Raw genomic sequence first — 25,976 nt, 5'->3', positions numbered from 1 at the left:
CTCACGGATCATGATGAAGCGGGGCTGACCAATGAGCTATCTGATCGTCTTTTTCGGTGCCGGGATTGGCGGTATGGCGCGGCATATGCTCAATCTGACCGCGATGCGCTGGGGGCTGACGGAATTTCCGTTCGGCACGCTGTTCATCAATATGCTTGGCTCGTTCCTGATCGGTGCGGTGGCGGAGACATTTGCCCTCAAGGCCGGGTTGCCGCAGCACTGGCGGCTGTTTCTGACCACCGGTATTCTCGGCGGGTTCACCACATTCTCAGCTTTTTCGCTGGAAACGGCGCTGCTTTATGAGCGCGGCAAGGTGTTTCTCGCCGCTTCCTATGTGGTGGCGTCAGTCACTTTGTCAGTGGGCGCACTGTTTCTCGCATTGCATCTGGTGAGAACATTCATACGGGGATAAGACCATCATAAAACTTCTGATTGATAAGAGAGCCTATAATAAACGCGCCGGTATTGATCGGCGCGTTTTTGTATTCAATGCTCACCATAAAAATACTCATTTTATCAAAACAACCATTTTCTTTGCCTGCGGCGATGCTGTATTTTTGAGATGAAAAAGTTAAGATTGAAAAATGGTGCGGTCAAACCAGTCAGGATAAAAAGAGTGTTTTTCGGCGACATGGTTGAAAAGATCAGTTGTTGTGACGGCTGAACACTGTTCATGCAACCGCAGGTTTATTTGATAGCTGATCTTTTATTCCGGAAAGAACCAGGCTGTTTTCTGTGATCTATGCAGGAACATCCATGATTTTGGGCATACAACACCGATGCTTCATGAGCTTCTTCATGGCAAGATTGACCAGGACTCTTCTGCTGCATTGCCATGTGTGCCGTGGAAAAAAACAGTTCCATCCTGGCTGTTTTTCGATGCTGACTGGTACACAGTCAAATATGGCAAGCAGGATGGCTGGCATCATTATCGGGATGAAGGCCATCAGTCAGGTTTTTGCCCCAATGCACTGTTTGACGAACAATGGTATGTGAATGCCAACCCTGATGTGCGGACTGCAATAGAGCAGGGTGTATTCACCTGTGGCTACGATCATTATTTCCTGGTCGGCCATAAAATCCGTTCTCCCAACTGGTTGTTCGATGAGGCGTGGTATCAGCGGACCTATCCCGATCTGTTCCGCTTTGACGGGCCGGTCGGCAGAGGGGATTTTGTCAACGGGTTTGATCACTATCTGCGCGAAGGGGCTGCGGAAGGGCGGCAGCCGAGTCTGTTTCTGGATCCTGATCTGTGGAACATGTTCAGGCCTGCCCATGTGCCGCCAAGAAAGGAAGACCGCAGCCTGATCGAGGATGTATTCGATCTGGCCGGGCAGGGGCTTTATCCGCGCTCGTCCTGGTATTTCGATGCCGAATGGTATCTGCAAAACTATCCGGCGGTGGCGGAAGAGGTGGCTGCCGGGCGATGGGCCAGTCCTCTGGCGCACTACCTTGGCAATGAAACGCCGCATTCTTTCAATCCCAATCCGTTTTTCGCGGAGGAGGAGTATCTGTCCGGTAATCCGGATCTGGCCGGCTTTCTGAAGGAAGGCCGCTTCCGCAACGGCTATATGCATTTTCTGGAATTCGGCATCAAAGAGAGGCGCCATCCGCGTCACGACTGGCAGCCTCCGTCAACAGATGCGCAGTCGACCCTGAATACGACCAGCAACATCATCCGTGATTCTTTTGCGCTGCACATTGCCCGTCAGATCGAGGGCTTTGTACAGGAAGAGGAGCCAACCCCGACTGAAAACCAGACGCGCGCCCTGTTTGCTCAGCAGGCACGCAATATACTGGCCTGTCTGATGCCGCACGGGCTTGATTTCTCCCGTGACAGCAGCGTGCCTCCGACGGTTTCCGTCATTATCGTGATGCATAACCAGTTTCATCTGACCATGCAGACACTGGCTTCGCTTGCGGCGCAGAAAGTCGATCTGGAGGTGATTCTGGTTGATTCAGGATCGCTGGATGAAACCACGGCCATTGAACGCTATGTGCATGGTGCGAAGGTTATCCATTTTCCTACCAACCGCGGCTATATCGCCGGTTGTAATGTCGGGCTGGAGCATGCCTGCGGCGTCTATACGCTGTATCTGAACAATGATGTGGTGCTGGGGCCGCTTGCGCTGGAGCGGGCGATCCAGCGTCTGGCGGCCAATCCGCAGGCAGGGGCTGTCGGTGGAAAGATCATCCGCACCAACGGCCTCTTGCAGGAAGCAGGCTGCATCGTGTGGCGGGACGGGCGCACCAATGGGTATGCCCGCGATTATCCGGTTGATGCGCCGGAAGCCAATTTCGTGCGGGAGGTGGATTTCTGCTCGGCTGCCTTTCTGTTGACCCGCACGGAGCAGGTCAAGGCGCTGGGTGGCTTTGATCCGGTCTATCGCCCGGCCTATTATGAGGATACCGATCTCTGCCTGCGTCTGAAAAAGCACGGCTATGTCACGTTGTACGATCCATCGGTGGTGATCCACCATTATGAATACGGATCATCCAGCGCAGGATGGGCGGCGCGCTCCATTGGGCGGGCGCGGGATATTTTCTGCCGTCAGCACCGGGATGTGCTGAGATTTCATCATGGTTTCAGCGAAACCAGCTTCCACCGTGCCCGCAGCGCCAGACGGCGTCAATTGCGTATCCTGGTGGTCGAGGATCGAATGCCGATGCGGTATCTGGGGTCCGGTTATGTCCGGTCCAATGATATTATCCGGGCCATGGATGCGCTTGGCCATGCCGTCACGGTGTTTCCGCTGCATCCTGACGCCACGCTGGCCCTCGATTGGCGGATGGATTTTCCTGACAGTGTCGAAGTGATGCATGATCATCGTTTCGACCGGTTTGCGGATTTTCTGGGCAGCAGACCGGGGATGTACGATATTCTCTGGATTGCCCGGACGCATAATCTGCGTCTGTTGGCACCTGTTCTGGACTCTGTTGCCTCCAGCGTTTCAGGCAGCACGATCGTGCTGGATACCGAGGCTGTGGTGGCGCCCCGTGAAATCGCCCATCGCCAGTTGACCGGGCGGAGTATCAAGGACGTTCCGACGGTGGAGATGGAGCTGGATTGCGCACGTTTCGCCCAGCGGATCATCGCCGTGAACGATATTGATGCCGAAATTATCCGCAATGCCGGATACTCGACCATTGATACGCTCGGGCATTATGTGCCACAGCGCGGTGAAACGCCGGGTTACGAGGATCGCAGGGATATCCTGTTCGTTGGCGCGCTGCATGGGACCATGTCACCGAATTATGACAGCCTGCTCTGGTTCCTGCATGCGATCATGCCGATTGTTCAGGACACGATGGGGCGGCATCTTAAAATCACCCTTGTCGGCCATGTGGCGCCTGGCACGGATACAGGGCCCATTGCCAGCCTGCCCAGCGTCAATTTTGTAGGGCCGGTCGACGATCTGGCGCCGCTTTATAACCGTCATCGTGTCTTCGTGGCCCCGACACGATTTGCTGCCGGTATACCCTACAAGGTTCATGAGGCTGCGTCTTACGGGATTCCGGTTGTGGCCAGCTCTCTGCTGTGTCGCCAGCTCGGCTGGTCAGACGGGGTGGAAATCGCGGATGGCGGAGATGATGACCGGCAGCGTTTCGCGGATCGTATCCTGGCCCTGTACCGGGATGAGACCTTGTGGAACAGCATCCGCAACGGAGCTTATGCACGTATTTTGCAGGATCATTCGCGCGAGGTCTATCAGCAGCGGCTGCAATCCATTCTGGAAGAAACCGTAAGTTGATTTGATCCTGAATGATTTAATCAAATCAATAAACAATAAGTTGAAAATAAATTGTCAAATAAACCGAAATTATTAATAATAAACAAAAAGTATTTATTGAAAAACTATATCATATTCATTACTAATATGTACGAAATTGCTCCTCGGCTAGATTATCAGGCTGCCCCATTCCCCCCGTTCATGCGTAGGTAAGTCCCATGACAGACTATACAACGAGTTCAGGCGTTGTTTATTCAGTTACCCCAGTTTATTTTCTTGGAGTGCTGACTTCCTACAAGGTTGTCATCAAGGATCCTGACGGGACGACGACAAATCTGAATAATGTGTCTCCCTCGAATCTTTTTACTACAAATGGATTTTCTTCCACCCTGGCATCTTTTCTGGCCGGTTCAAACTATGTGGTAGTGCCGGGCGCCTCTGGCACGCTCACGATTGCCGCCAGCGTGGCAACGCTGACCAATAACGCTTTCTATATTGGTGGTACAGTCAACCTTAACGTTCTTGCTTCAGCTCTGAGTGGGCTGACGCTGAATGTCAATGGCGGAACGGCAAGTCTGACGAATGGCAATGTGATCGGTCTTCTCAGTGGATCAACAATCAATATCTCGAATGGCGGCTTATTTTCCAATGGCAGTGCCCTGGCGTCTGCGTTGAACGGCAGTACGATCAATTTTGGAAATGGCGGTGGTACCCTGATTGTGAATGCTGGTGGAGCAGCAATCAATCTGTCCAGCACCTCCATCAACAATTATAACCCGTCAAAAGATACGATCGAATTCCAGAATATTACTACGCATGTCAGTTTCTATACGATTACCGCATCCGGGTCCGCCCGTACTGTTACTTTGTACGGTGATAATGGGGAGCAGATCGGTCATTATACGGCCAATATTGCCAGTGGCGTTACGCTCAATGCCGGAACGTATTCGACAAGCAGTGGCAGCAATCCGCTTGCCATTACCTATTCTGGCGGCAATATCTATGTTGGTGTTTGCTTCCTTGCTGGCTCCATGATTCGCACACCGGATGGGGAGCGCCCTGTGGAGGAGATCAGGCCTGGCGATCGCATCCTTGCTTTCACCAGCCATGATCCGCATGAGGTCAAGGTTTCCTGGGCCGGTCACACACACGCCACTGTGAGTGTTGGTCTGCCGGATGACATGGCCGGCTATCCGGTGCGGGTGCTGAAAGATGCGCTGGCAGATGGGGTACCGTATCGTGATCTGCTGATCACTCCGGAGCATTGCCTGTTTCTGGATGGGAAATTCATCCCCGTCCGCATGCTGGTGAATGGCACCTCCATTATCTATGACCGGTCGATCACGGATTACGAATATTATCACATCGAAACTGGCGATCACTCCGTCATTATGGCGGACGGTGCTCTGACGGAAAGTTATCTCGATACTGGTAACCGCATCCGTTTCGGAACGGTTGAAGGCAATGTCGTCTCCATTGGGCACCGCAATTTACGTAGCTGGCAGCATGATGCTGCCGCCCCGCTGGCTGTGAGCCGGGAGGTAGTCGAGCCTGTTTTCCGCGCTCTTACTGCACGGGCCGAGGCCATCATGCCGGGCAGCCATAATGTGGGACCAGAGCTGACCACGGATGCTGATCTTCATCTGATGAGCGAAGCAGGCCAGATCCTGCGTCAGGTGCGGGAAACCAACGGCAGGGTTGTGTTCATGATCCCGGCCGGAGTCGAAACCGTGCGGATCATGTCGCGCGCCAGCCGCCCCTGTGATGTGTTCGGCCCGTTTGTCGATGATCGTCGCACTCTGGGGGTTCTGGTTGGCGAGGTGGTGCTGTTTGATGCCGGTTTGGCACAGGAAATCAGCCTCAATCTGGCCAATGAGGGCTGGAATGCACGTGATGAGGCCGAAGCGGGCCGCTGGACTGCAGGCAATGCCGTGTTGAAGCTCGATCGCCGGTCGCAGGAGGGTATCGGTATGCTGGCGATCCAGATTCTCTCCGCTGGACCGTATGTCAGCTCCTCTGTCACGGTGGAGCCTGAGGCACAGTCCGCCTGATCAGCCTGAACCACTCACGGATAATGAAACAGGCGCCCCGGATATAAACCCCGGAGCGCCTGTTTTTGCGCCTCCTGCCAGGAGGAAGAGGAAGCCGGTCTTTTTCAGAACGGCGCGTCTATATCGACGACATCGATCAGCTTGTGGTTCACGAATTCCTTGATGCCCAGACCGATCAGCTCGCGGCCATAGCCGGAGTTCTTGACGCCGCCAAAGGGAAGGTCAGCCTTCACCATGGTCGGGTGATTGATGAATACCATCCCGGTCTCAATCCGGCGGGCAACGCGCTTGCCGCGCTCCTCATCAGCGGTAAAAACCGATCCGCCCAGACCATATGGGGTATCATTGGCGATGCGGACGGCATCGTCCTCATCTTTCGCCCGAAAGATCATGGAGACAGGACCGAAGAATTCCCAATGGCGTGCCGGATTGTCGCCATTAATGTCGGTCAGGATCGTCGGCTGCACGAAAGCACCCTGATTGGGAACCGGAGCCCCCACTTCGGTGGCTTTGGCCCCTTGCGCGACGGCATCACGAATCTGCTGCTTCAAACCATCCGCAGCGGCCTGGGAGGAGAGCGGGGCGAGCGTGGTTTCGGGATCAAACGGATTGCCTGCACGCAGCGCCGCGACTCCCTTCACATAGCCTTCCATGAACTGGTCATAAACCTTGTCCACGACGATCATGCGCTTGGAGGATACGCAGACCTGGCCGGCATTCCAGTGGCGGCCAAACACGGCCCAGTCGACGGTCTTTTTCAGATCGGCGTCTTCCAGCACAACGAAGGCATCCGCACCGCCCAGCTCCATCATGGATTTTTTCAGCGCTGCTCCGGCGGTGGCAGCCACGGCGGAGCCTGCGCGTTCCGACCCGGTCAGGGCCACGCCACAGACACGGGGATCATGCAGGATGGTGGTGATCTGATCGCGGGAGGCAAACAGGTTGAGGAAGGCCCCATACGGCAGGCCGGCCTTCAGCATCAGCGCTTCGAAGGCCTCGGCGCATTGCGGCACGTTCTGAGCATGTTTCAGCAGCACGGTGTTCCCGGCGGAAAGCTGCGGCGCGATGATGCGGGCAATCTGGTAGTAGGGGAAATTCCACGGTTCGATCGCCATAATGACGCCCAGCGGCTCATGCACGATCATCGCCTTGCCCTCGGCGGGATCGGCGACTGGCAGGATCTCAGGCTCCAGCAGGTGTTCGGCATTGTCAGCGTAGTATTCGAAAATTTTTGCCGACAACTCGACTTCCAGCTTGGCCTCGGTGAACAGCTTCCCCATTTCCAGGGTCAGCAGGCGGGCGTAGCCGTCCAGATCGCTCCGCAGGATTGCGGCGGCGCTGCGCATAACCTTGGCCCGCTCGGCAAAGGGTTCGTAACGCCAGGACTGAAACGCTGCATGCGCATCGGTGATCGCCCGGGCAATATCCGCATCCGTGGCTTCAGGGAATTGTTTGAGGACTTCCCCATTATAGGGATTGATCGTCGCGTAGCGCATGGACGTTTCGGCTCCTTGGATCGGGCTGCTGTTTTTGTCGGGTGAGGCAGGGGGGATGGAAAGAGCGCCTCGCTCGAAGCGGGAAAGTGCTGCCCCGCATGGTGCGCCACAATGGACAATGCGGTATATGAGTTGTAACTTAAATGAATAGATAGAAATTTGTTATCATTTTTGGGCCCTGCTGGCGGGGCCTGCTGGCGGGGAGCGTCTCAGCCGGCATCACACCGCTTACACCGTGACGGGCAAGGTGATAGAGTAACCCAACCCGTGGCTGCATGACGCTTGCGGGTCTCGAATTGGCCTGCATGAAGGTATATGTGCTTTGGATCATCGCGATTTTCTGACCCGTTTTCTGGATGCTTCCTGCAAGGCCATGGACGCCTTTGCGGCAGATGAAGCGGCTCGCGAGACCCTCATCCGCATGGGTGAGGATGTCTGCACCTCCATCCGCAATGGCGGAAAGCTGCTGATTGCGGGCAATGGCGGCAGTGCTGCGGATGCACAGCATATTGCCGCCGAGTTCGTTTCCCGCCTGATGTATGACCGTGCGCCGCTGCCTGCCCTGGCCTTGACGACGGATAGTTCAGCCCTGACCGCTATCGGCAACGATTACGGCTATGAGCATGTGTTTGAGCGTCAGGTGACCGGGCTGGGACAAAAGGGCGACGTGTTTCTGGGGATCAGCACTTCTGGTCGCTCACCGAACGTCATCCGGGCGTTGCAGGCTGCTCGGGAGAAGGGGATCATCACCTTTGGCTTCACAGGCGTCGCGGGTAACGCCATGACCGAGCTGTGTGACCGCCTGCTGCTGGCGCCATCACCCCAGACGGCCATTATCCAGCAGATTCATATCACCGCCGCACATATGCTCTGTGCGGTGGTGGAGCGGACGTTGTTTCCGGTCGAGGGGCGGTAAAGCAGTGTCAATAGCAACCTGCTTCCGACCGGAGTTCGGAAGCAGGTAATAGCCTGCTCGGGTAAGTGTTTTAGTGACGCCGGAACAGACGCCGGACCGCATATCTCAGGGGGGCGGTAACCTTCCAGGATGTCGAAGAACGAAGGCTGGATATCTCGTTTGTCAGCTGGCGTTGTGTTTCCAGGAAAGCCTCCCGCTCTTTTCTCCATTGCTCTTCGGCATTGGTCAGAGTGTGTTCAGTCTCCTGTCTCAATTGCCTTTCTGTATCGGCAATGGCTTGAAGATTGGCTGCTGTCTCGCTGTGATTGAGAGCTGTATGCTCCGCAGCAAGACGCCCCTCACGCTCGATCCGTGCTGACTGTTGCAGGATCGGGATTTCTCTTTCAAGTTCCTGTACCCTGAGTGATGCCTCCTTGTAATGCTCTGCCTCTGTTATGACGGCCTTGCGGAGGATGGAGACATCTCTCTCCAGTTCCTGAATTCTCAGTGAGGCTGCGGCTGCTTCTGCCTCACTTTTGTTGCGTTGATCCTCTTCTGCGCTGATGGCGTCCCGCAGCAGGGAGGCATCTCTCTCCAACTCCTGATTTTTGAGACGCAGCGCTGCCGCATCAGCCACGATGACCTGCTTTTCATCGCGTTCTGTCTGCAGAGACTGAGAAAGGAAAGCGACATCCCGCTCCAGCGCTTCCACATGCAAGGGGAGGGCGCTGTAATAGTCAAGCCATGCTGTGCCGCCAGTATGGGCGGCTGCGCAGGGCCGGAGAATCTCAACCGGATATTGTGGTTTATGCAGCATGGCCAGTGCGAGATCATCAGCGGTTTCAATCCGCAGGATCAGCTCTTTCTCATGCAGGACATAGGATTGAAGCGTACCGAGCAGGTCATCAGGGATGCCAATCAGAGCGACTTCACATGATCCGGAGAAGATATCATTGGGCGCACCAAAGAAATTCTCAGGATTAAAAGCCGGCACCACATGGGCAAATGTCTGATATCCATGTTTTTTCAGGAGATGAAGAGTTTTCAGCCCGCTGTCAGTGGCGTTGCACTCCGCATAAATGACGGGCTGCAGACGTGACAGAAGATCGGTGGCACCCTTCAGTACAATGTGCTCCATCCCTTCTGCGTCGATCTTGACCAGTCGGCATGTTGCCAAATGAAGGGAATCAAGCGTGATTTCCCGAACTTCTATCATGTTGGGCGCAGTATTGCCCGCAGATGAAAAATCTTCCAGCAGGGATGTGCTGCCAAAGCTGGCATCGTGCGAAATATCTATATCGTGGATAAGGCGAACCTGATTCTCTTCCCCGGCAATAGCATTTTCCAAGCGGACATTGGCGGCGTTATTATCAAGAACATTGTTGCAGAGCAGTTTGAAAGACTGTTCCTGCGCTTCAATGCCGATAACATGTCCATGGGTGCCTGCGGCGTGTGAAAATGCCAGCACATGCGTACCAATGAAGGCACCCACATCGATAACAGTATCGCCTTCTCTGATGAAGCTGTTCAGAAAGCGGATCTCATTTTCTGCCCATTCACCATATGTCTCAAGCGATGTTTTTAATGCCCCGGTGTCATGGGCAAAAAAGTGCATTCGCCCATAACGCGCCTGAACAGAGTCAGTCAGTGTATGATCCGGTTGCTCGTTCATGCGTAAATATCGCTCTTGAAAGCCGTCAAAGTTCAGAAACAATGAAGGTAAAATTTTTTAAACTTTGTTCATCAGTCATATTCAGCGCGTCAGCAGACGCCGCATCCAGCGTATGGGAGCGGTTATACGCCAGGAGGTCGATGTTACTACAGTATGGAGCTGAGTGGTTACATTTTCAATCTGGGAGGATAGGGTTGAATTTATTCTCTCAATTTCTGATTGAAGATAAGATGATTGCTCCTGAGACAGAGCCAGTTCCTGCGAAAGTAGGGTGGTTTGTTCATTCAGTTTCTGCACAAGATCAGGAGGGGCAGCACGATGATGCTGCAGCGCCTGCTGAAGATTGTGGGCATGATCACGCAGCCGGAGAATCTCATTATAAAGATAATGCGTATACATACGGCTGGCTTGAAGAACGCGAAATGCGCCTTCATCCTTGATGTGGCCGATATGCTGCAATTTGGTCAATGCGTTGATAGCTTCGCCCTCGTAGCCAAGTGAGAGAATATCTCGTACATCCTGAACGGCTGCACGTGTTTCGTTCAGGTAATGACGCCCGTAACGCCCATCCGGTTCCACATAGGTTCCTTCGCACCATTCATTCCATGAATGCAGGAAAACAATGCGCTCTTCTGGAACGTGGCGGCGATGCGTATCCAGCATGGCTTGTGTCAGCCAGGTCCGATAGGCATTGTTGCTGGTATTCACATGGACCATGGCGCGGGAGCCATAGCGCGGGGTATTGTCCCATGGCAGCATGACGGTACGATGCCGCCTATATTCCGGCATGGGGCGGCCCATGTGATAGCTGGCAAATTTATGATAATCGACAATTCGTCCCTCGAAATCATCGCCCAGATCAAGCCCGTCTGTTTCATCGCTCAGAACATTGCGTGGCACGACATTGGAGGGAATTTCATAGCTTGCATCAAACCCGCGCAGGCGCGGCTGGACTTCCTCATCGGTCCAGTCATCAACCATGACCAGGTAAAGGCCGGGGAAGCCGTGTTTGAGCGCTTCTTCCCGCCAGATTTCGGTAGTCTGGAAGATGTCAGGGAAAAGATGCGCCTTATATACCATCAGGATCGGCTTGCCGCTGATCTTGACGTAACGCTGATCCTGAAAAAGCGGCAGCAGTTCACGAATGAAGATCAGATCATCTTCTGAGGAATGATCCTGCGCGATAATGATTTCCTTGTCGCCTCCATCCCACCTCTTGCTCCAGTTCTCGTTGGCCCAGAGAAAGAAGAACGGAGCTGAGATATCGGAATTGATATAGTTTTCAATCGGCTTGTAGAGAAGCTTTTTACCGGCAAAATAATAGTAATAAAAACAGAATCCGGAAATGCCGTGTTGCAAGGCAAGATCGACCTGTTTCCGCATGACATCAACGGAACGAAGATCATAGTAGCCAAGTTCGCCTGGCTGGCGTGGCTGATAGTGGCCACGGAAAAGCGGTTCGGCTTTGATGACATTGGTCCACTCCGTAAAGCCCGGAGCGTGAGCAAAATTGTTTTCAGCAATTGGATGAAATTGTGGCAGATAGAATGCAAACAGGCGTGGAATATCAACCACTTCTTCAGATGATGATGTCTGTGGCAGAGAATTGGAGAAGAGGCGCAAAGCATCTTCTTCTGCTCTACGATCGGTATTGTCCCATGTTTTCAGCTCAGGCAGCACATCAGCAGATATGGCGCGCCCTTCTGCCTGACCGCAGTGCAGATAATGCAAAAGAGGATTAATCTGTTGTGCACCAATATCGGGATAGGTTGTCAGATAATGTTCGCAGTCAAAAGCCGGGCTTGGTTTGTAACCTTTATGACCACCAATGGCGATGAAATGATCAAGCGGATCATGAGCCTCTGATGGTATGTAATGCAGCTTGTACCAGGCAGCATCAAACAGGCCGGACTTGAGAATCAGGGCACGTTCAGTGGGATCAGCCGGAGCAATGCCAATGCTGGATAGGCTGGTATCAGAAGACGCTTCAAGTGGTGTGATGCGATGGACGGACGCGATATAGGCAATCGCCTCGGTGACTTCAGAGACTTCAATCTCCTGCACGGGGCCATTGAGATTTCGCACAAGCTTGATATCGCGCGCCTGTGTTCCATAGCGGCCGGAGAAGGGATTATAGTGTTTGAATATCCCCAGATGACCCAGCAAAACGACACCGGGTGTACCGCAGGCATTTGCCATATGAGACGGCCCGCTATCGATACCCACGAAGAAACGGGCGCGCCGGATGATTTCGGCTGTTTCCAGCAGGGATGTACGGTTAGTCAGATCAATGACGCTGGCCGGTGGCGCAGAGGGTCTGCTGCCCTTATAAGCACCCACTTCAACCACCGTCATGCCAAGGACGGATTGTATCCAGGTCATGACCTCGGCCCATTTCTCAGCGGACCAGTCTTTGACCGGCAGATTGGAATCCCGATGAATCACACAGTATTCATCGGGTAGAGCCAGTGCATCGACAGCTTCTCGGGCATCCTGATCAATATAGACCACAGGAGCAGCTGATAATTTTGGCAACCCGGCACCTATGGAAAAAGCTTCCAGAATGCTGCCGTAATCAAACCATTCATAGGTATTAACGAAGCCGTTTCCATGTTCCTTGATCAGGGGAACCCGGCAATGCTCGCATACTCTGTGATTGATATGCAGATCGATAATGCGATCGAAACGCTGATGTTTTGTTAATTTTATCCAGTCAGTCAGGCATTCAAGGATGATAGTTTCATCAATATACGGGTTTTGATCAATCAGTGAGCGATAAGGTTTGATGACAGCCCATGAAATATGGGCCTCAGGATACATAAACCGGACATAGCGGCTGACAGGCTCACAGGCAATAATATCACCAATGTGTTCAATCAGCCCGATAATGATCTTCATTGCTTGTGGGGCCTCAGCGGTCATAGATCTGATATCTTCAAGGTTGACGCAATAAAAACGCTCTTGGATCGTCTGAAATTAGCGGTATTGATCCTGCGGGATCAGATAAGTCTGCACATAATCCCGCACGCCTTCTTCCAGAGTGTAAAAATCCTGTGTGTAACCAGCCGCTCGAAGCTTGTGCATGGAGGCTTCTGTGAAATACTGATACTGATCGCGGATGGACGCTGGCATATCGACGAACTCGATGGATGTCGTTTTTCCCGCAGCCTGTCCGACGGCCAGCATCAGATCCCGGAAGGAGCGGGCTTTCCCGGTTCCAAGGTTGAACAATCCGCTGACATGGCGGTTCTGAAGCAGCCAGGTGACGACGGAGGCGCAGTCCTTGACATAGATGAAGTCGCGTAGCTGTTCTCCGTCCGCGAATTCGGGCCTGTGGGACTTGAACAGGCGGATCGTCTGACCATCCAGGATGAGCGGTGTATTTTTGGCCACCAGACTCATCATGTCTTTCTTGTGATATTCGTTGGGGCCGTAGACATTGAAAAATTTCAGGCCGACCCATTGCGGGGGGGCGTCATGGCGACGTGCCCTTTCCAAAGCCCATTTGTCGAAAGCATGTTTGGACCAGCCGTAGAGATTGAGCGGATGCAGGGCGTCGAGACCCGCATCGCTGTCGTCATCGACAAAGCCCATACGGCCATCGCCGTAGGTCGCGGCGGATGAAGCGTAGATGAAGGGCGTTCCGGTGGCAGCACACCAGTTCCACAGGCGACATGACAGGCGGAAATTGGAGCGGATGATCTCATCACCATCCGTGGCAGTGGTTGATGAATTGGCCCCCATATGCACAACGGCATCAGCGCCCTTCAAACCGTCCAGAAAGGTGTTGACTTCTTCCGGAAAGACAAAATCAGCGAAACGCCGCTTGGCAATATTATGCCATTTCCGTTCAGTGCCGAGCCAGTCAATGATAACGATATCGGTATGGCCTGCTCCATTCAGCTCGGCTGCGATGTTTGAACCGATAAAGCCTGCTCCGCCGGTCAGAATAATCAAGGCCGTCATTTCCTGGCATGATGATGGAAAAATAACAGGGAGGAGCGGGCTGGTCCGCCTGCATCGCTATGCCACCCTGTCGATGCGGGTCGTGTATCGCCCGCACGCTGGGGATGCGTATATTTCATCAAGCGTGTCCTGACATGATGCAGCCTTTCCGCTCTCCGGGCGTTAGTGGGGTTTCTTTAGCATTAATAGAATGTTTGCCACTATCCCTGCCTCCCTATAAGCCATCTTTAGTTGGGTGATGGTGAAGCTTCAGACGACATACTGTGATCACTTGACGAACAAATAGGGAACATTTAGCGTATTTACCATGGCCCGGATTACTTTGCAGGACAAGCTCGCCATTTTGTCGGATGCCGCGAAATATGATGCCTCCTGCGCATCCAGTGGCCGTGGCAGGCGCAACGGGGGCAGCGATGGGGCTGATCCTACGATCGGTCGCGGTATCTGTCATGCCTACACGCCGGATGGGCGCTGTATCTCCCTGCTCAAGATATTGCTGACCAATTTTTGTATTTTTGACTGCTCCTACTGCATCAACCGGGTCAGCTCGAATGTGGAGCGGGCGCGATTCTCGGTGGAAGAAGTGGTGACGCTGACGCTGGAATTCTTCCGCCGCAACTACATTGAGGGGTTGTTCCTGTCCTCCGGCATCATCCAGTCCCCGGACCATACGATGGCGGAGATGGTCCGGATTGCCCGTACCCTGCGGCTGGATCACGGATTTCGGGGGTATATCCATCTGAAAACCATCCCGGATGCCAATCCCGACCTGATCAGGGAGGCGGGATTATGGGCGGATCGGCTTTCGATCAATATCGAGCTTCCACAGGATGAAAGTGTTCGGGTCTTAGCGCCGGAAAAGCGGCCTGAGACCATTCGCAGCGCCATGGCGCTGGTGCGGCTGGAAGGAGAGGCCGCACAGGATAAAACCCTTTCCGGGCGGAAGGCGGCGCGTTTTGCGCCGGCCGGGCAGAGCACCCAGATGATCGTGGGTGCGGATGGGGCCGATGATACGGCCATTCTTGCCACCTCTTCGCGTCTTTACACGGGGTATCAGTTGCGCCGGGTCTATTATTCCGCCTTTTCTCCTATTCCCGATGCGTCTCCAGCTCTGCCTCTGGTGCGGCCGCCACTCTTGAGGGAACATCGTCTGTATCAGGCGGACTGGTTGTTACGCTTTTACGGGTTCAGCGTAGAGGAAATCGCTACCGGCACTCAGGGCGGCTATCTCGATCTGCAGTTGGACCCGAAACTGGCCTGGGCGCTGCGGAACCGCGCGGATTTTCCCCTCGATGTGAATCGTGCCAGCCGGGAGATGCTATTGCGCGTACCGGGATTCGGTGCGCGCACGGTGGACCGGATTCTGGCCGCGCGCAGCCTGCACCGGCTGCGTTTCGAGGATGTCGCCCGGCTGGGGGCGGTGATGAAAAAAGCGCAGCCCTTCATTGTGCTGCCTGGCTGGAACCCGCGTGGCCTGACTGACAGTGCTCTGCTGCGTGCCCGCTTCACGCCTGCTCCGAAGCAGCCGAAACTGCTGTGACCTACACGGTGCGCCTGCCTGATACGGCGTGTTTCGCTGCCTGGAGGCAGGCGGCGCAGCTTGCGATCAGCCATGATATACCGCCAGAGGATATCGACTGGTCCGGGGCGGAAACCCTGTTCGGTACCACCCCCTTGCCGGAGGAGAAGGGACCGCGCCGTATCGCCGTCCCGGCCGCCTTCCTCAGCCTCGCGGAAACGGTCATCTGGCACCGGGGAAAGGATCGTGGAGGGCTGCTGTATCAGGCTTTATGGAGGCTCAGCCGGGGTGATCTCGCGGCCTTGTCCCCAGGCGACGGGCTGGGGCGCACGCTGACGCTGATGGCATCGGCGGTAAGGCGTGACATTCACAAAATGCACGCTTTCGTGCGCTTCCGTGAGATAGCAGGAGAGAATACGCGACGCCGCTTCGTGGCGTGGTTCGAGCCGGAACACCATACCCTTGAGCCTGCCAGCCCGTTTTTTGCCCAGCGTTTTGCGGATATGGACTGGATGATCGCCACCCCTGATCTCTCGGCGCATTTCACGGAGGGGGTGTTGCAGTTTGGCTCTGGCATGCCTCGCCCGGATCTGCCGGAGGACGCATCGGCGGCCTTGTGGGACACATATTTCGCCAACATTTTTAATCCAGCGCGCATCAAGCTGTCTGCGATGAGGTCGGAGATGCCAAAGAAATACTGGCGCAACCTGCCGGAGACGAGGCTGATCCCGGATATGCTGGCCGATGCGGAGGCGCGGGTGCAGCGCATGCATGAGGCAGGCACGACGGCGCCACGCCCTGGTGCCGCCGCGATTTCGGCCCGTTACCGAGCCTCCATGCCGGTCGCCACGGAGGCGCCGCCGGAGACTCTGGATGAGGCGATGCAGGCGGCCCGGCAATGCCGTCGTTGCTCCCTGTGCGAGGCAGCGACCCAGACCGTCTGGGGCGAGGGGCAGGCGGATGCTTCATTGATGATCGTGGGGGAGCAGCCGGGGGACCGGGAGGATCTGGAGGGACGGCCTTTCGTCGGTCCGGCCGGGCAGATGTTGCGTGACCTGATGGACAAGGTCGGCATGGCGGAGGAGGAAGTCTGGCTGACCAATGCAGTCAAGCATTTCAAATTCCTATCCCGCGGTAAGCACCGTCTGCATCAGAGCCCGGACCGAAAAGAGATAGAGGCATGCCGCTGGTGGCTTGATCTGGAGCTATCGCTGGTTCGTCCCCGTTTGACGCTGGCCCTGGGTGCCTCGGCGGCTTTCGCATTGACCGGCAACCGGGCAGCCATGACAAGGCGGCGAGGCATGGTGGAGCGGGGGCTTCACGGCGGCCCCGTCCTGATCTCCTGGCATCCATCCTTCATTTTGCGCTTGCCCAACCCACGGGAGAGCGAAAAGGCCAGGCTGGAACTGGAGCAGGATCTCCGTACCGCATGGCAGATGAGGGAGGGTGAGGGGATCGCCCCTTCAGCCGGGCAGCTCTTGTGATGTGGTGTCCGCCCGACTGAAGTCAGATCAATCAGAGCGCACTTTTCAAGGCCGGCAGATCCAGCGGGCGAATAGCCGATGCGGTGCAACGGCATGGAAATCAACCGTCAGAAGATGCGGCGCCTCTATCTGGAGGAGGGTTTGACAGTAAGCCGTCGGCGGGCCACTCCGCGCGGCAGCCATTGGCGGCCAAGCGACTTGTCTGAAACGTGCACAATGGGCTTGGGAGCTTGGTGCCCACTTTTTGCGTACGTACGCCATCCTGCAACGCGTAGTGCATGTGGAGCGGTAAAAGCATATATTGAAATCATGGATAGGGCTTTATCATGCCCATGGAGAGCCGCATGTATAATCCGGTGAAAGCTGCGCAAGTGATTGCGTATCTTGCCTGCAAAGCGCAGAGCAAAACGCTGGATGTGCTCAAGGCGATTAAGCTGGTGTATCTGGCTGATCGGGAGAGTATTATGCGATTTGGTGCGCCGATCCTGGACGAGCGGCGTGTGTGGATGCCGCATGGTCCCGTTAATTCGCAAACCTATTCGCATATCAACGGCGAGCATGATCTCGATGCATGCGGGTGGTCTGATTATCTTGAGGACAGGGCAAATCATCAAATAGCCGTCAAAGAGGGCGTGAGCGATGATGATTTGGACGAATTGAGCGAAGCCGACATTCAATGCCTCGATGCAGTGTGGGACAAATTTGGCCACATGGGGAAATGGACACTTCGCGATTGGACGCATGAAAAGGTCAATGTGCCCGAGTGGGAGGATCCTCAGGGAAGCTCGACGCCCATTCCGCTGGAGCGCATTATGACCATGGTCGGAATTGAAAACGCTGCCGCTCAGGCCGCTCTCGTTGAGGAACATAATCAAATTTCACATCTTCTGCAGAAGCTCGCATAGTCTGGTGCAAGAGATGCAGAAGAAAGGGACGGTCCTGATTCTGTCTGGGCCTTACCTATGATCCCGGTAGAATGCACCTTCACATCGTCTGCACTGATCCCGATGATGGGTACCAACTGATTGTGTCGATCTGTACCAGGATCAACAATTTATGCGATCCGTCATGTATCTTGCAGCCGCATGAACATCCGTTCCTTACTAAGGAATCGTATGTTCTCTATCGAGAGGCGAAGCTTGTTCAGCACTCTGCATTGACGAAGGGTGTGGCTGAAAACCGCTTCATCCTCAAAGAAGATATGAACGGCCAAACCTTCCTCCGTATTACGAAGGGCATTTGCACGTCGATTCAAACGTCTCGACACATCAAAAAATATTTTGGATGCCAGAACCCTGTATCCACTGCGGCGGCGTAGTGTAAGGGCTATCGGAGAGCGGCTACTGGAACCGGGGCTCCAAGTTAAAAACATCAATAAAATCAAGATGTAACTGGCGGAGAGAGTGGGATTCGAACCCACGGTACGCTTTCACGCACACACGCTTTCCAAGCGTGCGCCTTAAGCCGCTCGGCCATCTCTCCGGATGCCAGGGTGGGGTGCTATTACCTACCCTGACGGGGGAATGCAAGGGGGGTCAGTTGTCCATTTTCAGGGCAGCGAGGAAGGCCGATTGCGGAATCTCCACCTTGCCGAACTGACGCATGCGTTTTTTGCCCTCTTTCTGCTTTTCCAGCAGCTTCCGCTTGCGGCTGATATCGCCGCCATAGCATTTGGCGGTCACGTCCTTGCTCAGCGCGCCCAGCGTCTCGCGGGCGATGATGCGGCTGCCGATGGCGGCCTGAATGGCGATCTTGAACAGCTGCCGGGGAATCAACTCCTTCAGCTTGGCGCAGATCTGCCGCCCCCGGTTTTCCGCCGCACTCCGATGCGCGATGAAGCTCAGCGCATCCACCGCTTCGGCATTCACCAGAATCGAGATGCGGACCAGATCGCTCTCCTCATACCCGTCCATCTGGTAATCGAAGCTGGCATAGCCGCGGCTGACTGATTTCAGGCGGTCGTAGAAATCGAACACCACCTCGTTCAAAGGCAGCCGATACACGGCCATCGCCCGGTTGCCGACATAAGTCAGGTCAACCTGCTGACCACGACGCTCGCTGCACAGGGTCAGGATCGCGCCCAGATAATCGTCCGGCACCATGATCGTGGCCTTGATCCATGGTTCCTCGATTTTCTCGATCACGCTGCCATCGGGCATGTCGGCCGGGTTGTGCAGCTCCAGATGCTCGCCATTGGTCTTGTGGAGCTTGTACACCACCGACGGAGCCGTTGCGATCAGGTCGAGGTCGAACTCGCGGCTCAACCGTTCCTGAATGATCTCCAGATGCAGCAGGCCGAGGAAGCCGCAGCGGAACCCGAAGCCCAGAGCGGCAGAGGTCTCGGCCTCGAAATGGAAGCTCGCATCGTTCAGGCGCAGCTTGCCGAGGCTGTCCCGCAGCTTTTCGAAATCATCAGCGTCGATCGGATACAGGCCGCACCACACCACCGGAATGGAGGGCTTGAAGCCCGGCAGAGGCTCGGTCGCCGGCACGCGGTCATCGGTGATGGTATCACCGACATTGGTATCGGCCACGGTCTTGATGGCGGCGTTGATATAGCCCATCTCGCCCGGATTAAGCGTCTCCACCGGCGTCATGCGGGGGCTGAACACGCCCACCTGATCCACCGTGTAGGTCGCGCCGGTGGACATCATGCGGATTTTCTGGCCGCGCCGCAGCACGCCATCCTTCACCCGCACCAGAATGATGACGCCCAGATAGGCGTCGTACCAGCTATCGACCAGCAGGGCCTTCAGTTCGCTATTGGCATTGCCTTTCGGCGCGGGCAGGCGGGTGACCAGCGCCTCCAGCACCGTATCCACGCCAAGGCCGGTCTTGGCCGAGATCATCAGCGCGTCGGAGGCATCGAGGCCGATTACATCCTCGATCTGTTTCTTCACCCGGTCCGGCTCGGCGGCAGGAAGATCGACCTTGTTCAGCACCGGCACGATTTCGTGGTTGGCATCGATCGCCTGATACACATTGGCGAGTGTCTGGGCTTCCACCCCCTGACTGGCATCCACCACCAGCAGGGAGCCTTCACAGGCTGCCAGAGACCGGCTGACCTCATAGGCGAAGTCGACATGGCCCGGCGTGTCCATCAGGTTCAGCGCATAGACCAGCCCGTCCTTGGCGCGGTAGGTCAGGCGCACGGTCTGCGCCTTGATGGTGATGCCGCGCTCCCGCTCCAGCTCCATGTTATCCAGGACCTGGTTGGTCATTTCGCGGTCCGACAACGCGCCGGTCAACTGGATCAGACGGTCGGCAAGGGTCGATTTCCCGTGGTCGATATGGGCGATGATCGAGAAATTGCGGATACGGTCGATGGGAATGTCGGTCATGGACGCCTGATACGCAAAAAAAACCGTCCCGCGAAGCCCTGATATGGCCTTTCCGCCCGGTGATTTTTGAGGGGGAGCATGCGTTGAGAACAAAAAAGCCTCGCCGGATCATCCGGCGAGGCTTTCTGGGAAACAAAGCTTGTCCCACCCATGCGGGCGGCTGGTTTTTAACGCAGCGTGGCGCCGGTTGCTTTTCCGGCGGCGGCGACGATTTTGGCGCTGATTGCCTCGATCTCCGCATCGGTCAGGGAGCGTTCCTGCGGTTGCAGGGTCACTTCCACCCCCAGCGAGATCATCCCCTCCGGCAGCTTGTCGCCGTCATAGACATCGAACAGCGACACTCGGGTGATCAGGCTGCGATCCGCCCCACGAATAGCCCGCAGCAGGGCATCGGCCGATGTGCCGCGCTGGGCCAGAAACGCGAAATCGCGCGTCAGAGGCTGGAAAGGCGGCAGGGTCGGTGCGGCCCGGCGGCGGCGTTTCGGTTCAGGCACCGCATCCAGAAACAGTTCGAAGGCGATGGTGGGGGAGGGCAGATCCATCGCCTCGATCAGCGCCGGATGCAATTCCCCGAACGTGCCGAGCACGGTTTTCGGCCCCTGCCGCACCACCCCGGAGCGGCCCGGATGGTACCAGCAAGGCGCTTCGGCGGTGACGGAAAGGCTGTCCATCGGCACGCCCAGCGCTGCCAGCAGGCTGAACAGATCGCCTTTCGCATCCATCGCATCCAGTGAGCGTGCCGGTTCCAGCCAGTGGCGAGGCGTCATACCGCCGCGGATGGCGGCCGCAACCTGACTTTGCCCGTTGGCGGAGAAGGCAGGCCCTACCTCGAACAGGGCTGCTTCCGGCAAGCCGCGTGCTGCGTTGCGAGCCAGCGCCAGCGCCAGCGTTGCCACCGGGGTCGGACGCAGTTGATCGAGATCGGAGGCGATAGGATTGAGCAGGCGCAGGCTCTCCTCCGTGCCACCGAAGCGGGCGGCGACCTCATGGGCCACGAAGCTGAACGTGACGCATTCCATCAGGCCGGATGCGGCCAGTTCGCGCCGGGCCAGCGCCGCGCGTGTCTGGCGCGGCGACAGCGAGGCTCCCGGTACGGCATGATCCACCGGCAGCGAGCAGGCCGGAATTGCATCCATACCGCGCAGGCGCAGCACTTCCTCGATCAGCTCGGCTTCCGGTTCGGCTTCGGCGGCGGCCTCTGCCAGCGTGGCAGCGCGTGCGGCATCAAGCGTCGCGGGCAGGTCGAGCGGTGAGCGGGCCGCCATATCATTGCGCCAGGACGGGACCGAGACCGTCACATGCTCCGCATTGCGGGACAGGATGCCGAAACCAAGACGTTCCAGAGCCGAGACGGCTTCATCCGGAGGCACCGCCAGACCGCCGAGCTCCTCCAGTCGCGCAAAACGCAGCGTGGCCTCGCGCTGCCAGGAGGGTTCCGCTCCGGCGCTGGTGATGGCGCTGGCCTCACCACCGCACAGGCTCAGGATCATGGCGGTGGCGGCTTCCAGAGCGGCTGGCAGCAGCGCCTGGTCGACACCACGCTCGAAACGCTGCCGCGCATCGGTACTGATCTGGTGGTGACGTCCGCTGCGGGCGATCCGCACCGGATCGAACAGGGCGCATTCGATAAAGACATCGGTAGTGGCCTCGGTGCAGCCGGTGCGCTCGCCCCCGGTGATGCCTGCCAGAGAATCGACGCCTGAAGCATCGGCGATCACGCAATCTTCCGCCGTGACGGTGATGTCCTTGCCATTCAGGGTGCGGAAGGTTTCGCCCGCCCCGCGTCGAACGGTGAGCATATCCCCCTGCACCTGTGCGACATCGAACACATGCAGCGGGCGACCCAGATCGAAGCTGAAGTAATTGGTGATGTCGACAAGCGTGTTGATAGGACGCAGCCCGATGGCTTTCAGCCGTGCTGCCAGCCAGTCCGGACTCGGCCCGTTGCGGACACCGCGTATCGTGCGGCCAAGGATGAACGGGCAGCCTTCACGATCCTCAATCGCCCAGTGAATGGCAGAGGGGGCAGAGGCTGTGACCGCAACCGGCTGAAACGGTTTCAGCGTGCCGAGGCCGGCAGCGGCCAGATCGCGGGCAATGCCGCGCACGCCCAGCGCATCGCCCCGGTTGGGTGTGACGCTGATCTCGATCACCGGATCATCCAGCCCGGCCAGCGCGGCATAGGGGGTGCCGAGCGGCAGATCGGGCGACAATTCGATGATGCCGTCATGATCCTCGCCGAGGCCAAGCTCCCGCGCCGAGCACATCATGCCCATGCTGGCCACGCTACGGATTTCACCTTCCTTGATGACCATGCCGTTGGTGGGGACCACCGCACCGGGGGTTGCCAGCACCACGCCGATACCGGCGCGGGCATTGGGCGCGCCGCAGACGACCTGAATCGTGCCACGCTCCGTGCCGGTCTCTACCTGACAGACGCGCAGCCGATCGGCATTGGGATGCTGCTCCGCGCTCACGATGCGGGCGACGTTGAACCCGGTCAGCGCGGCGGCACGATCCTCAATGCCTTCCAGTTCCAGCCCGATCGCCGTCAGAGTCTCGGCAATGCGCGACAGGGAGGCATCGGTATCCAGATGGTCCTTGAGCCAGGACAGGGTGAATTTCATGGCTCACACCCCTTCATGCAGGCTGACGGAGGCCAGCGGATTGAAACCGTAATGACGCAGCCAGCGGAGATCGCTGTCATAGAACGGGCGCAGATCGGCGATGCCATGCTTCAGCATTGTCACGCGCTCTACCCCCATGCCGAAGGCAAAGCCCTGCCACTCGCGCGGGTCGATCCCGCAATTCGCCAGCACTTTCGGCTGCACCATGCCGCTGCCGAGAATTTCCAGCCAGTCGCCGCCACCACCCAACTCGCCGGTCTTGCGGTTCCAGCCGATATCCACCTCCATGGAGGGCTCGGTGAAGGGGAAATAGCTGGCGCGGAACCGCACTGGCAGGTCAGGCACGCCGAAGAAAGCACGCAGGAAGTCGATCAGCGTGCCTTTCAGATGCCCCAGCGTGATGCCGCGACCAATGACCAGCCCCTCACACTGATGAAACATTGGGCTGTGCGTGGCATCATGATCGGCGCGATAGGTACGGCCCGGCGCGATGATGCGGATTGGCGGCTCGGCATTCAGCATGGTGCGGATCTGGACCGGGGAGGTATGGGTGCGCAGCACGCGGGGGGCGGCACCTTCTGTCTCCGGCGGCAGATAAAATGTGTCGTGATCGGCGCGGGCAGGATGATGCGCGGGAATGTTCAGAGCGCCGAAATTATGCCAGTCGCCTTCCACATCCGGGCCTTCGGCGACACTGAACCCCATCGCACCGAAAATCGCGGTCATTTCCTCGATGGTGCGGCTGATCGGATGGATCGCGCCGGTCATACGCGGACGGGGTGGGCGGGTGATGTCGATACGCTCTGCCGTCAGCCGGGCTTCCAGGGCGGCGGATTCCAGCTCCACCCGACGGGCTTCGATGGCTTCGCTCAGGGCTTCCTTCAGCCGGTTCAGCGCGGCACCCCGCTCTTTTCTTTCTTCCGGGGTCGCCTGCCCAAGCGTTTTGAGCAGCGCGGTGAGCTTCCCGCTTTTGCCCAGCACACCGACACGGATGGCATCCCAGGCGCGCAGATCGGCGGCGTCCCGCAAGGCGGCATCAGTTTCTTCTCGCAGGGCGGTCAGATCGTCCGACATGGCAACTCCACATACAAAAAATCCGGAGCCAGGGCCCCGGATTTCAGCGGGGCCGAAACCCCGTCGCTTTTTGGTATCAAAGCAGACCGGATGAGGATCATCCAGCCTGTTTCGATGACTTTATCAGGGCGATCAAGCGGCCAGGGCGCCCTGCACCTTCTTCACGATTTCCGCGAAAGCAGCGGCATCGTCGAAGGCAATGGCGGCCAGAACCTTACGGTCCATGTCGATCTCGGCCTTCTTCAGACCGTTGATGAACACACTGTAGGTCATGCCATGCTCACGCACGGCAGCGTTGATACGCTGGATCCAGAGAGCGCGGAAATCACGCTTCTTCACCCGGCGGTCGCGATACGCATATTGCAGCGACTTTTCCAGACGCTCCAGCGCAATGCGGTAGTTGGTGGAGGAACGGCCGAAGAACCCCTTGGAGGCCTTCAGAACCTTCTTGTGACGGGCGTGCGTGGTAACGCCGCGTTTGACACGTGCCATGGATGCGCTCTCCTCAGTTCAGGCCGTAGGGGGCCCACTGCTTGACGGTCAGACCGTCAGCATGGGTCAGCACCTGGCTGCCACGGTTCTGGCGCTTTGCCTTCTGGGATCGCGCGGAAAGATTGTGACGCTTTTTACCCGGGCCAGCCAGCACCTTGCCGGTGGCCGTGATCTTGAAGCGCTTCTTTACAGAAGACTTCGTCTTCAGCTTGGGCATTTGATTCTCCTTTACGTTATCCAGCCCGTTGGCCATCCTTAGGAATTCAGGATGAGCCACGGGTTGCTGCGGCCGGGCATGCCCATACAGGCCCAGGCGCGCAAACAGGGCGGGGACTTAGCGCGACAGAGTGGCGATGGCAAGGGGGTATGATAAAAGATTTTACAAACAGGTAGCGATCTTTGCGTGAGATAATAATCAATAATAAAATAAAAAAGCATATTTTTTTTATTTTTAATATAGTTGACAATGACACATAAAGAGCACTTATGATATAAATCAGAAGTAAAATCTAAAAATCATTTTGGAATATAATATGTCAAAATTAATTATTTATAATATTTATGAATATAAGAAAAGTATTATAAAATGAGTAAAAGAAAAATACAAATTGTTAAATGTATTATGATGCAAAAAGATGAGGATATAGTCCTTTGGCCTTGGATAGTTTATCATGGATACATGTTTGGATTTAACAATATCATTATCTTGGACAATGGTTCCGTCAAAACAAAAGTTAAAAACTCTTTGGAGCAACTAGAAAAACTTGGCGGAAAAGTTTATAGGCAGTTTGATACAAAAGTGGATTTTGAATTAAAGGGAGAAATTATTAGTAATGTTATTAAAATATTAAAAAGAACCGAAAAATTTGATTTTGTATTTGTATTAGATTGTGATGAATTTATTGGTTTATGGAAAAATGATAAAATTTCCGTTGATCGGTCTGAGATAAATAAATACTTATGTTCTCTTGATAAAAAAGAAGAGTGGTATCGTATCAATACATGTATGTATAATGATCCTTCAAGAAAAGGTTGGTATTGGCCACAAGAGGCAAAGAAAGGATTTGTCTCATCTTGTTTCGATGGATCAATAGACAGAGGATTTCATGAGTTTAAAACTCAAAAAGGGGGAAGAGAAAGCAATTTAACGCATTTCCATTACCATTTTAAGCCGTTTTTAAGATTTATTGAGCATTGCAAAGAGAAATTATCTCATAGGCTAAATATAGAAAATGATGAAGAGGTAAAAAATTATCAAGGTCCAGGAGTTCATCTTATTAGAAATATGCTTTATAATGAAGAAAATTATATTAAACAGTTTAATGTTTTTATTACTGTCTTTCTGCCTGATTTTTGTAATCTAATGTCTGTTTTGGGATGTGAATCAACTATTATAGGATTTGTTTCAGAATACAATGAGCCTAACCATATAAGGGTTCGCAAGCCAAGTGAAGTAATGGAATGTCCTGGGATAGAAATTATATTTGATAGTAATCAATATCTGGAGGATAATTTTGATGTGAATGCATCTGGTACGAAATCAATTGTACATTATCTTTATTGTGGGTATAATGAAAAAAATAGAAAAGTTAAAAATATTGATATTAGTTTTGTTGAATAAAATTTAA

General features: G+C 55.5%; 17 protein-coding genes and 1 tRNA gene. 8 read left to right on the top strand and 10 right to left on the bottom strand.

Features of this window, described 5'->3' with window-relative positions; translation table 11 throughout:
- Positions 1–31 precede the first annotated feature (31 nt).
- The 3 genes from crcB to GbCGDNIH8_RS07880 all read left to right on the top strand — a co-directional run bounded on the left by crcB (position 32) and on the right by GbCGDNIH8_RS07880 (position 5,782).
- Positions 32–412 (top strand): fluoride efflux transporter CrcB, encoded by a 381-nt coding sequence (crcB, locus tag GbCGDNIH8_RS07890; protein WP_072572774.1) that lies wholly within the window; start codon positions 32–34, stop codon positions 410–412.
- Between the two features lie 367 nt (positions 413–779).
- Positions 780–3,752 (top strand): glycosyltransferase, encoded by a 2,973-nt coding sequence (locus GbCGDNIH8_RS07885; RefSeq protein WP_081368909.1) that lies wholly within the window; start codon positions 780–782, stop codon positions 3,750–3,752.
- Positions 3,753–3,949: 197 nt separating this feature from the next.
- Positions 3,950–5,782, top strand: a complete 1,833-nt coding sequence (locus GbCGDNIH8_RS07880) for a Hint domain-containing protein (protein WP_072572773.1) — start codon at positions 3,950–3,952, stop codon at positions 5,780–5,782.
- A 104-nt stretch (positions 5,783–5,886) separates the two neighbouring features.
- Here GbCGDNIH8_RS07880 and GbCGDNIH8_RS07875 read toward each other — a convergent pair whose 3' ends face one another.
- Positions 5,887–7,278: an NAD-dependent succinate-semialdehyde dehydrogenase gene (locus GbCGDNIH8_RS07875; protein WP_072572772.1), complete on the bottom strand. Its 1,392-nt coding sequence runs from the start codon at positions 7,276–7,278 to the stop codon at positions 5,887–5,889.
- Between the two features lie 322 nt (positions 7,279–7,600).
- Here GbCGDNIH8_RS07875 and GbCGDNIH8_RS07865 point away from each other — a divergent pair, with 322 nt between their 5' ends.
- Positions 7,601–8,194 carry a D-sedoheptulose 7-phosphate isomerase gene (locus tag GbCGDNIH8_RS07865; RefSeq protein ID WP_072572770.1) on the top strand — a complete coding sequence of 198 codons (594 nt, stop codon included), beginning with the start codon at positions 7,601–7,603 and terminating at the stop codon, positions 8,192–8,194.
- Between the two features lie 70 nt (positions 8,195–8,264).
- On the opposite strand, the gene GbCGDNIH8_RS07860 is transcribed toward GbCGDNIH8_RS07865, so the two are convergent.
- From GbCGDNIH8_RS07860 to rfaD, 3 genes are all read right to left on the bottom strand, one after another.
- The gene (locus GbCGDNIH8_RS07860; protein WP_072572769.1) at positions 8,265–9,845 is read right to left on the bottom strand and encodes an FkbM family methyltransferase; all 1,581 of its coding nucleotides are present in this window, start codon (positions 9,843–9,845) and stop codon (positions 8,265–8,267) included.
- Positions 9,846–9,926: 81 nt separating this feature from the next.
- Positions 9,927–12,743 carry a glycoside hydrolase family 99-like domain-containing protein gene (locus GbCGDNIH8_RS07855; RefSeq protein WP_253735986.1) on the bottom strand — a complete coding sequence of 939 codons (2,817 nt, stop codon included), beginning with the start codon at positions 12,741–12,743 and terminating at the stop codon, positions 9,927–9,929.
- Between the two features lie 78 nt (positions 12,744–12,821).
- Positions 12,822–13,802 carry an ADP-glyceromanno-heptose 6-epimerase gene (gene rfaD / locus GbCGDNIH8_RS07850; protein ID WP_072573739.1) on the bottom strand — a complete coding sequence of 327 codons (981 nt, stop codon included), beginning with the start codon at positions 13,800–13,802 and terminating at the stop codon, positions 12,822–12,824.
- A gap of 316 nt (positions 13,803–14,118) precedes the next feature.
- On the opposite strand from rfaD, the gene GbCGDNIH8_RS07845 reads away from it, so the two are divergent.
- The 3 genes from GbCGDNIH8_RS07845 (at position 14,119) to GbCGDNIH8_RS07835 (ending at position 17,719) form a co-directional block, all read left to right on the top strand.
- A complete protein-coding gene (locus tag GbCGDNIH8_RS07845) occupies positions 14,119–15,351 on the top strand; it encodes a putative DNA modification/repair radical SAM protein (protein ID WP_095206439.1) in 1,233 nt (410 codons plus the stop codon).
- Complete coding sequence (locus tag GbCGDNIH8_RS07840) at positions 15,348–16,814, top strand: UdgX family uracil-DNA binding protein (RefSeq protein WP_072572767.1); 1,467 nt, start codon at positions 15,348–15,350, stop codon at positions 16,812–16,814. Before GbCGDNIH8_RS07845 ends, GbCGDNIH8_RS07840 begins: the two co-directional genes overlap by 4 nt.
- A 326-nt stretch (positions 16,815–17,140) precedes the next feature.
- Entirely contained in the window at positions 17,141–17,719 is a 579-nt protein-coding gene (locus GbCGDNIH8_RS07835) for a Panacea domain-containing protein (protein ID WP_253735985.1), read from the top strand.
- 487 nt (positions 17,720–18,206) lie between these two features.
- Here GbCGDNIH8_RS07835 and GbCGDNIH8_RS07825 read toward each other — a convergent pair.
- The 6 genes from GbCGDNIH8_RS07825 to rpmI all read right to left on the bottom strand — a co-directional run bounded on the left by GbCGDNIH8_RS07825 (position 18,207) and on the right by rpmI (position 24,565).
- Positions 18,207–18,296, bottom strand: a tRNA-Ser gene (locus GbCGDNIH8_RS07825).
- Between the two features lie 53 nt (positions 18,297–18,349).
- A complete protein-coding gene (lepA, locus tag GbCGDNIH8_RS07820; protein WP_072572765.1) occupies positions 18,350–20,155 on the bottom strand; it encodes a translation elongation factor 4 in 1,806 nt (601 codons plus the stop codon).
- 167 nt (positions 20,156–20,322) lie between these two features.
- Positions 20,323–22,782 (bottom strand): phenylalanine--tRNA ligase subunit beta, encoded by a 2,460-nt coding sequence (gene pheT, locus GbCGDNIH8_RS07815; RefSeq protein ID WP_072572764.1) that lies wholly within the window; start codon positions 22,780–22,782, stop codon positions 20,323–20,325.
- Between the two features lie 3 nt (positions 22,783–22,785).
- A complete protein-coding gene (pheS, locus tag GbCGDNIH8_RS07810) occupies positions 22,786–23,856 on the bottom strand; it encodes a phenylalanine--tRNA ligase subunit alpha (protein ID WP_072572763.1) in 1,071 nt (356 codons plus the stop codon).
- A gap of 132 nt (positions 23,857–23,988) precedes the next feature.
- Positions 23,989–24,348 (bottom strand): 50S ribosomal protein L20, encoded by a 360-nt coding sequence (gene rplT / locus GbCGDNIH8_RS07805; RefSeq protein WP_011632206.1) that lies wholly within the window; start codon positions 24,346–24,348, stop codon positions 23,989–23,991.
- Positions 24,349–24,361: 13 nt separating this feature from the next.
- Positions 24,362–24,565 carry a 50S ribosomal protein L35 gene (gene rpmI, locus GbCGDNIH8_RS07800; RefSeq protein WP_011632205.1) on the bottom strand — a complete coding sequence of 68 codons (204 nt, stop codon included), beginning with the start codon at positions 24,563–24,565 and terminating at the stop codon, positions 24,362–24,364.
- A 369-nt stretch (positions 24,566–24,934) separates the two neighbouring features.
- Here rpmI and GbCGDNIH8_RS12875 point away from each other — a divergent pair, with 369 nt between their 5' ends.
- Positions 24,935–25,969 carry a glycosyltransferase family protein gene (locus tag GbCGDNIH8_RS12875; RefSeq protein ID WP_157692587.1) on the top strand — a complete coding sequence of 345 codons (1,035 nt, stop codon included), beginning with the start codon at positions 24,935–24,937 and terminating at the stop codon, positions 25,967–25,969.
- Positions 25,970–25,976 lie beyond the last annotated feature (7 nt).

The sequence above is a fragment of the Granulibacter bethesdensis genome (assembly GCF_001889545.1).
Taxonomy (GTDB): Bacteria; Pseudomonadota; Alphaproteobacteria; order Acetobacterales; family Acetobacteraceae; genus Granulibacter; species Granulibacter bethesdensis_B.
The sequence above is the reverse complement of the archived record's forward strand: the minus strand, read 5'-3'. Positions and strand labels throughout refer to the sequence as shown.

What these genes read in the sequence shown, in the direction of transcription:
- crcB (WP_072572774.1), top strand. Translation starts at nt 32, where the DNA reads ATGAGCTATCTGATCGTCTTTTTCGGTGCCGGGATTGGCGGTATGGCG.
- GbCGDNIH8_RS07885 (WP_081368909.1), top strand. Translation starts at nt 780, where the DNA reads ATGCTTCATGAGCTTCTTCATGGCAAGATTGACCAGGACTCTTCTGCT.
- GbCGDNIH8_RS07880 (WP_072572773.1), top strand. Translation starts at nt 3,950, where the DNA reads ATGACAGACTATACAACGAGTTCAGGCGTTGTTTATTCAGTTACCCCA.
- GbCGDNIH8_RS07875 (WP_072572772.1), bottom strand. Translation starts at nt 7,278, where the DNA reads ATGCGCTACGCGACGATCAATCCCTATAATGGGGAAGTCCTCAAACAA.
- GbCGDNIH8_RS07860 (WP_072572769.1), bottom strand. Translation starts at nt 9,845, where the DNA reads ATGAACGAGCAACCGGATCATACACTGACTGACTCTGTTCAGGCGCGT.
- GbCGDNIH8_RS07855 (WP_253735986.1), bottom strand. Translation starts at nt 12,743, where the DNA reads ATGAAGATCATTATCGGGCTGATTGAACACATTGGTGATATTATTGCC.
- GbCGDNIH8_RS07845 (WP_095206439.1), top strand. Translation starts at nt 14,119, where the DNA reads ATGGCCCGGATTACTTTGCAGGACAAGCTCGCCATTTTGTCGGATGCC.
- GbCGDNIH8_RS07835 (WP_253735985.1), top strand. Translation starts at nt 17,141, where the DNA reads ATGCCCATGGAGAGCCGCATGTATAATCCGGTGAAAGCTGCGCAAGTG.
- lepA (WP_072572765.1), bottom strand. Translation starts at nt 20,155, where the DNA reads ATGACCGACATTCCCATCGACCGTATCCGCAATTTCTCGATCATCGCC.
- pheT (WP_072572764.1), bottom strand. Translation starts at nt 22,782, where the DNA reads ATGAAATTCACCCTGTCCTGGCTCAAGGACCATCTGGATACCGATGCC.
- pheS (WP_072572763.1), bottom strand. Translation starts at nt 23,856, where the DNA reads ATGTCGGACGATCTGACCGCCCTGCGAGAAGAAACTGATGCCGCCTTG.
- rplT (WP_011632206.1), bottom strand. Translation starts at nt 24,348, where the DNA reads ATGGCACGTGTCAAACGCGGCGTTACCACGCACGCCCGTCACAAGAAG.
- rpmI (WP_011632205.1), bottom strand. Translation starts at nt 24,565, where the DNA reads ATGCCCAAGCTGAAGACGAAGTCTTCTGTAAAGAAGCGCTTCAAGATC.
- GbCGDNIH8_RS12875 (WP_157692587.1), top strand. Translation starts at nt 24,935, where the DNA reads ATGAGTAAAAGAAAAATACAAATTGTTAAATGTATTATGATGCAAAAA.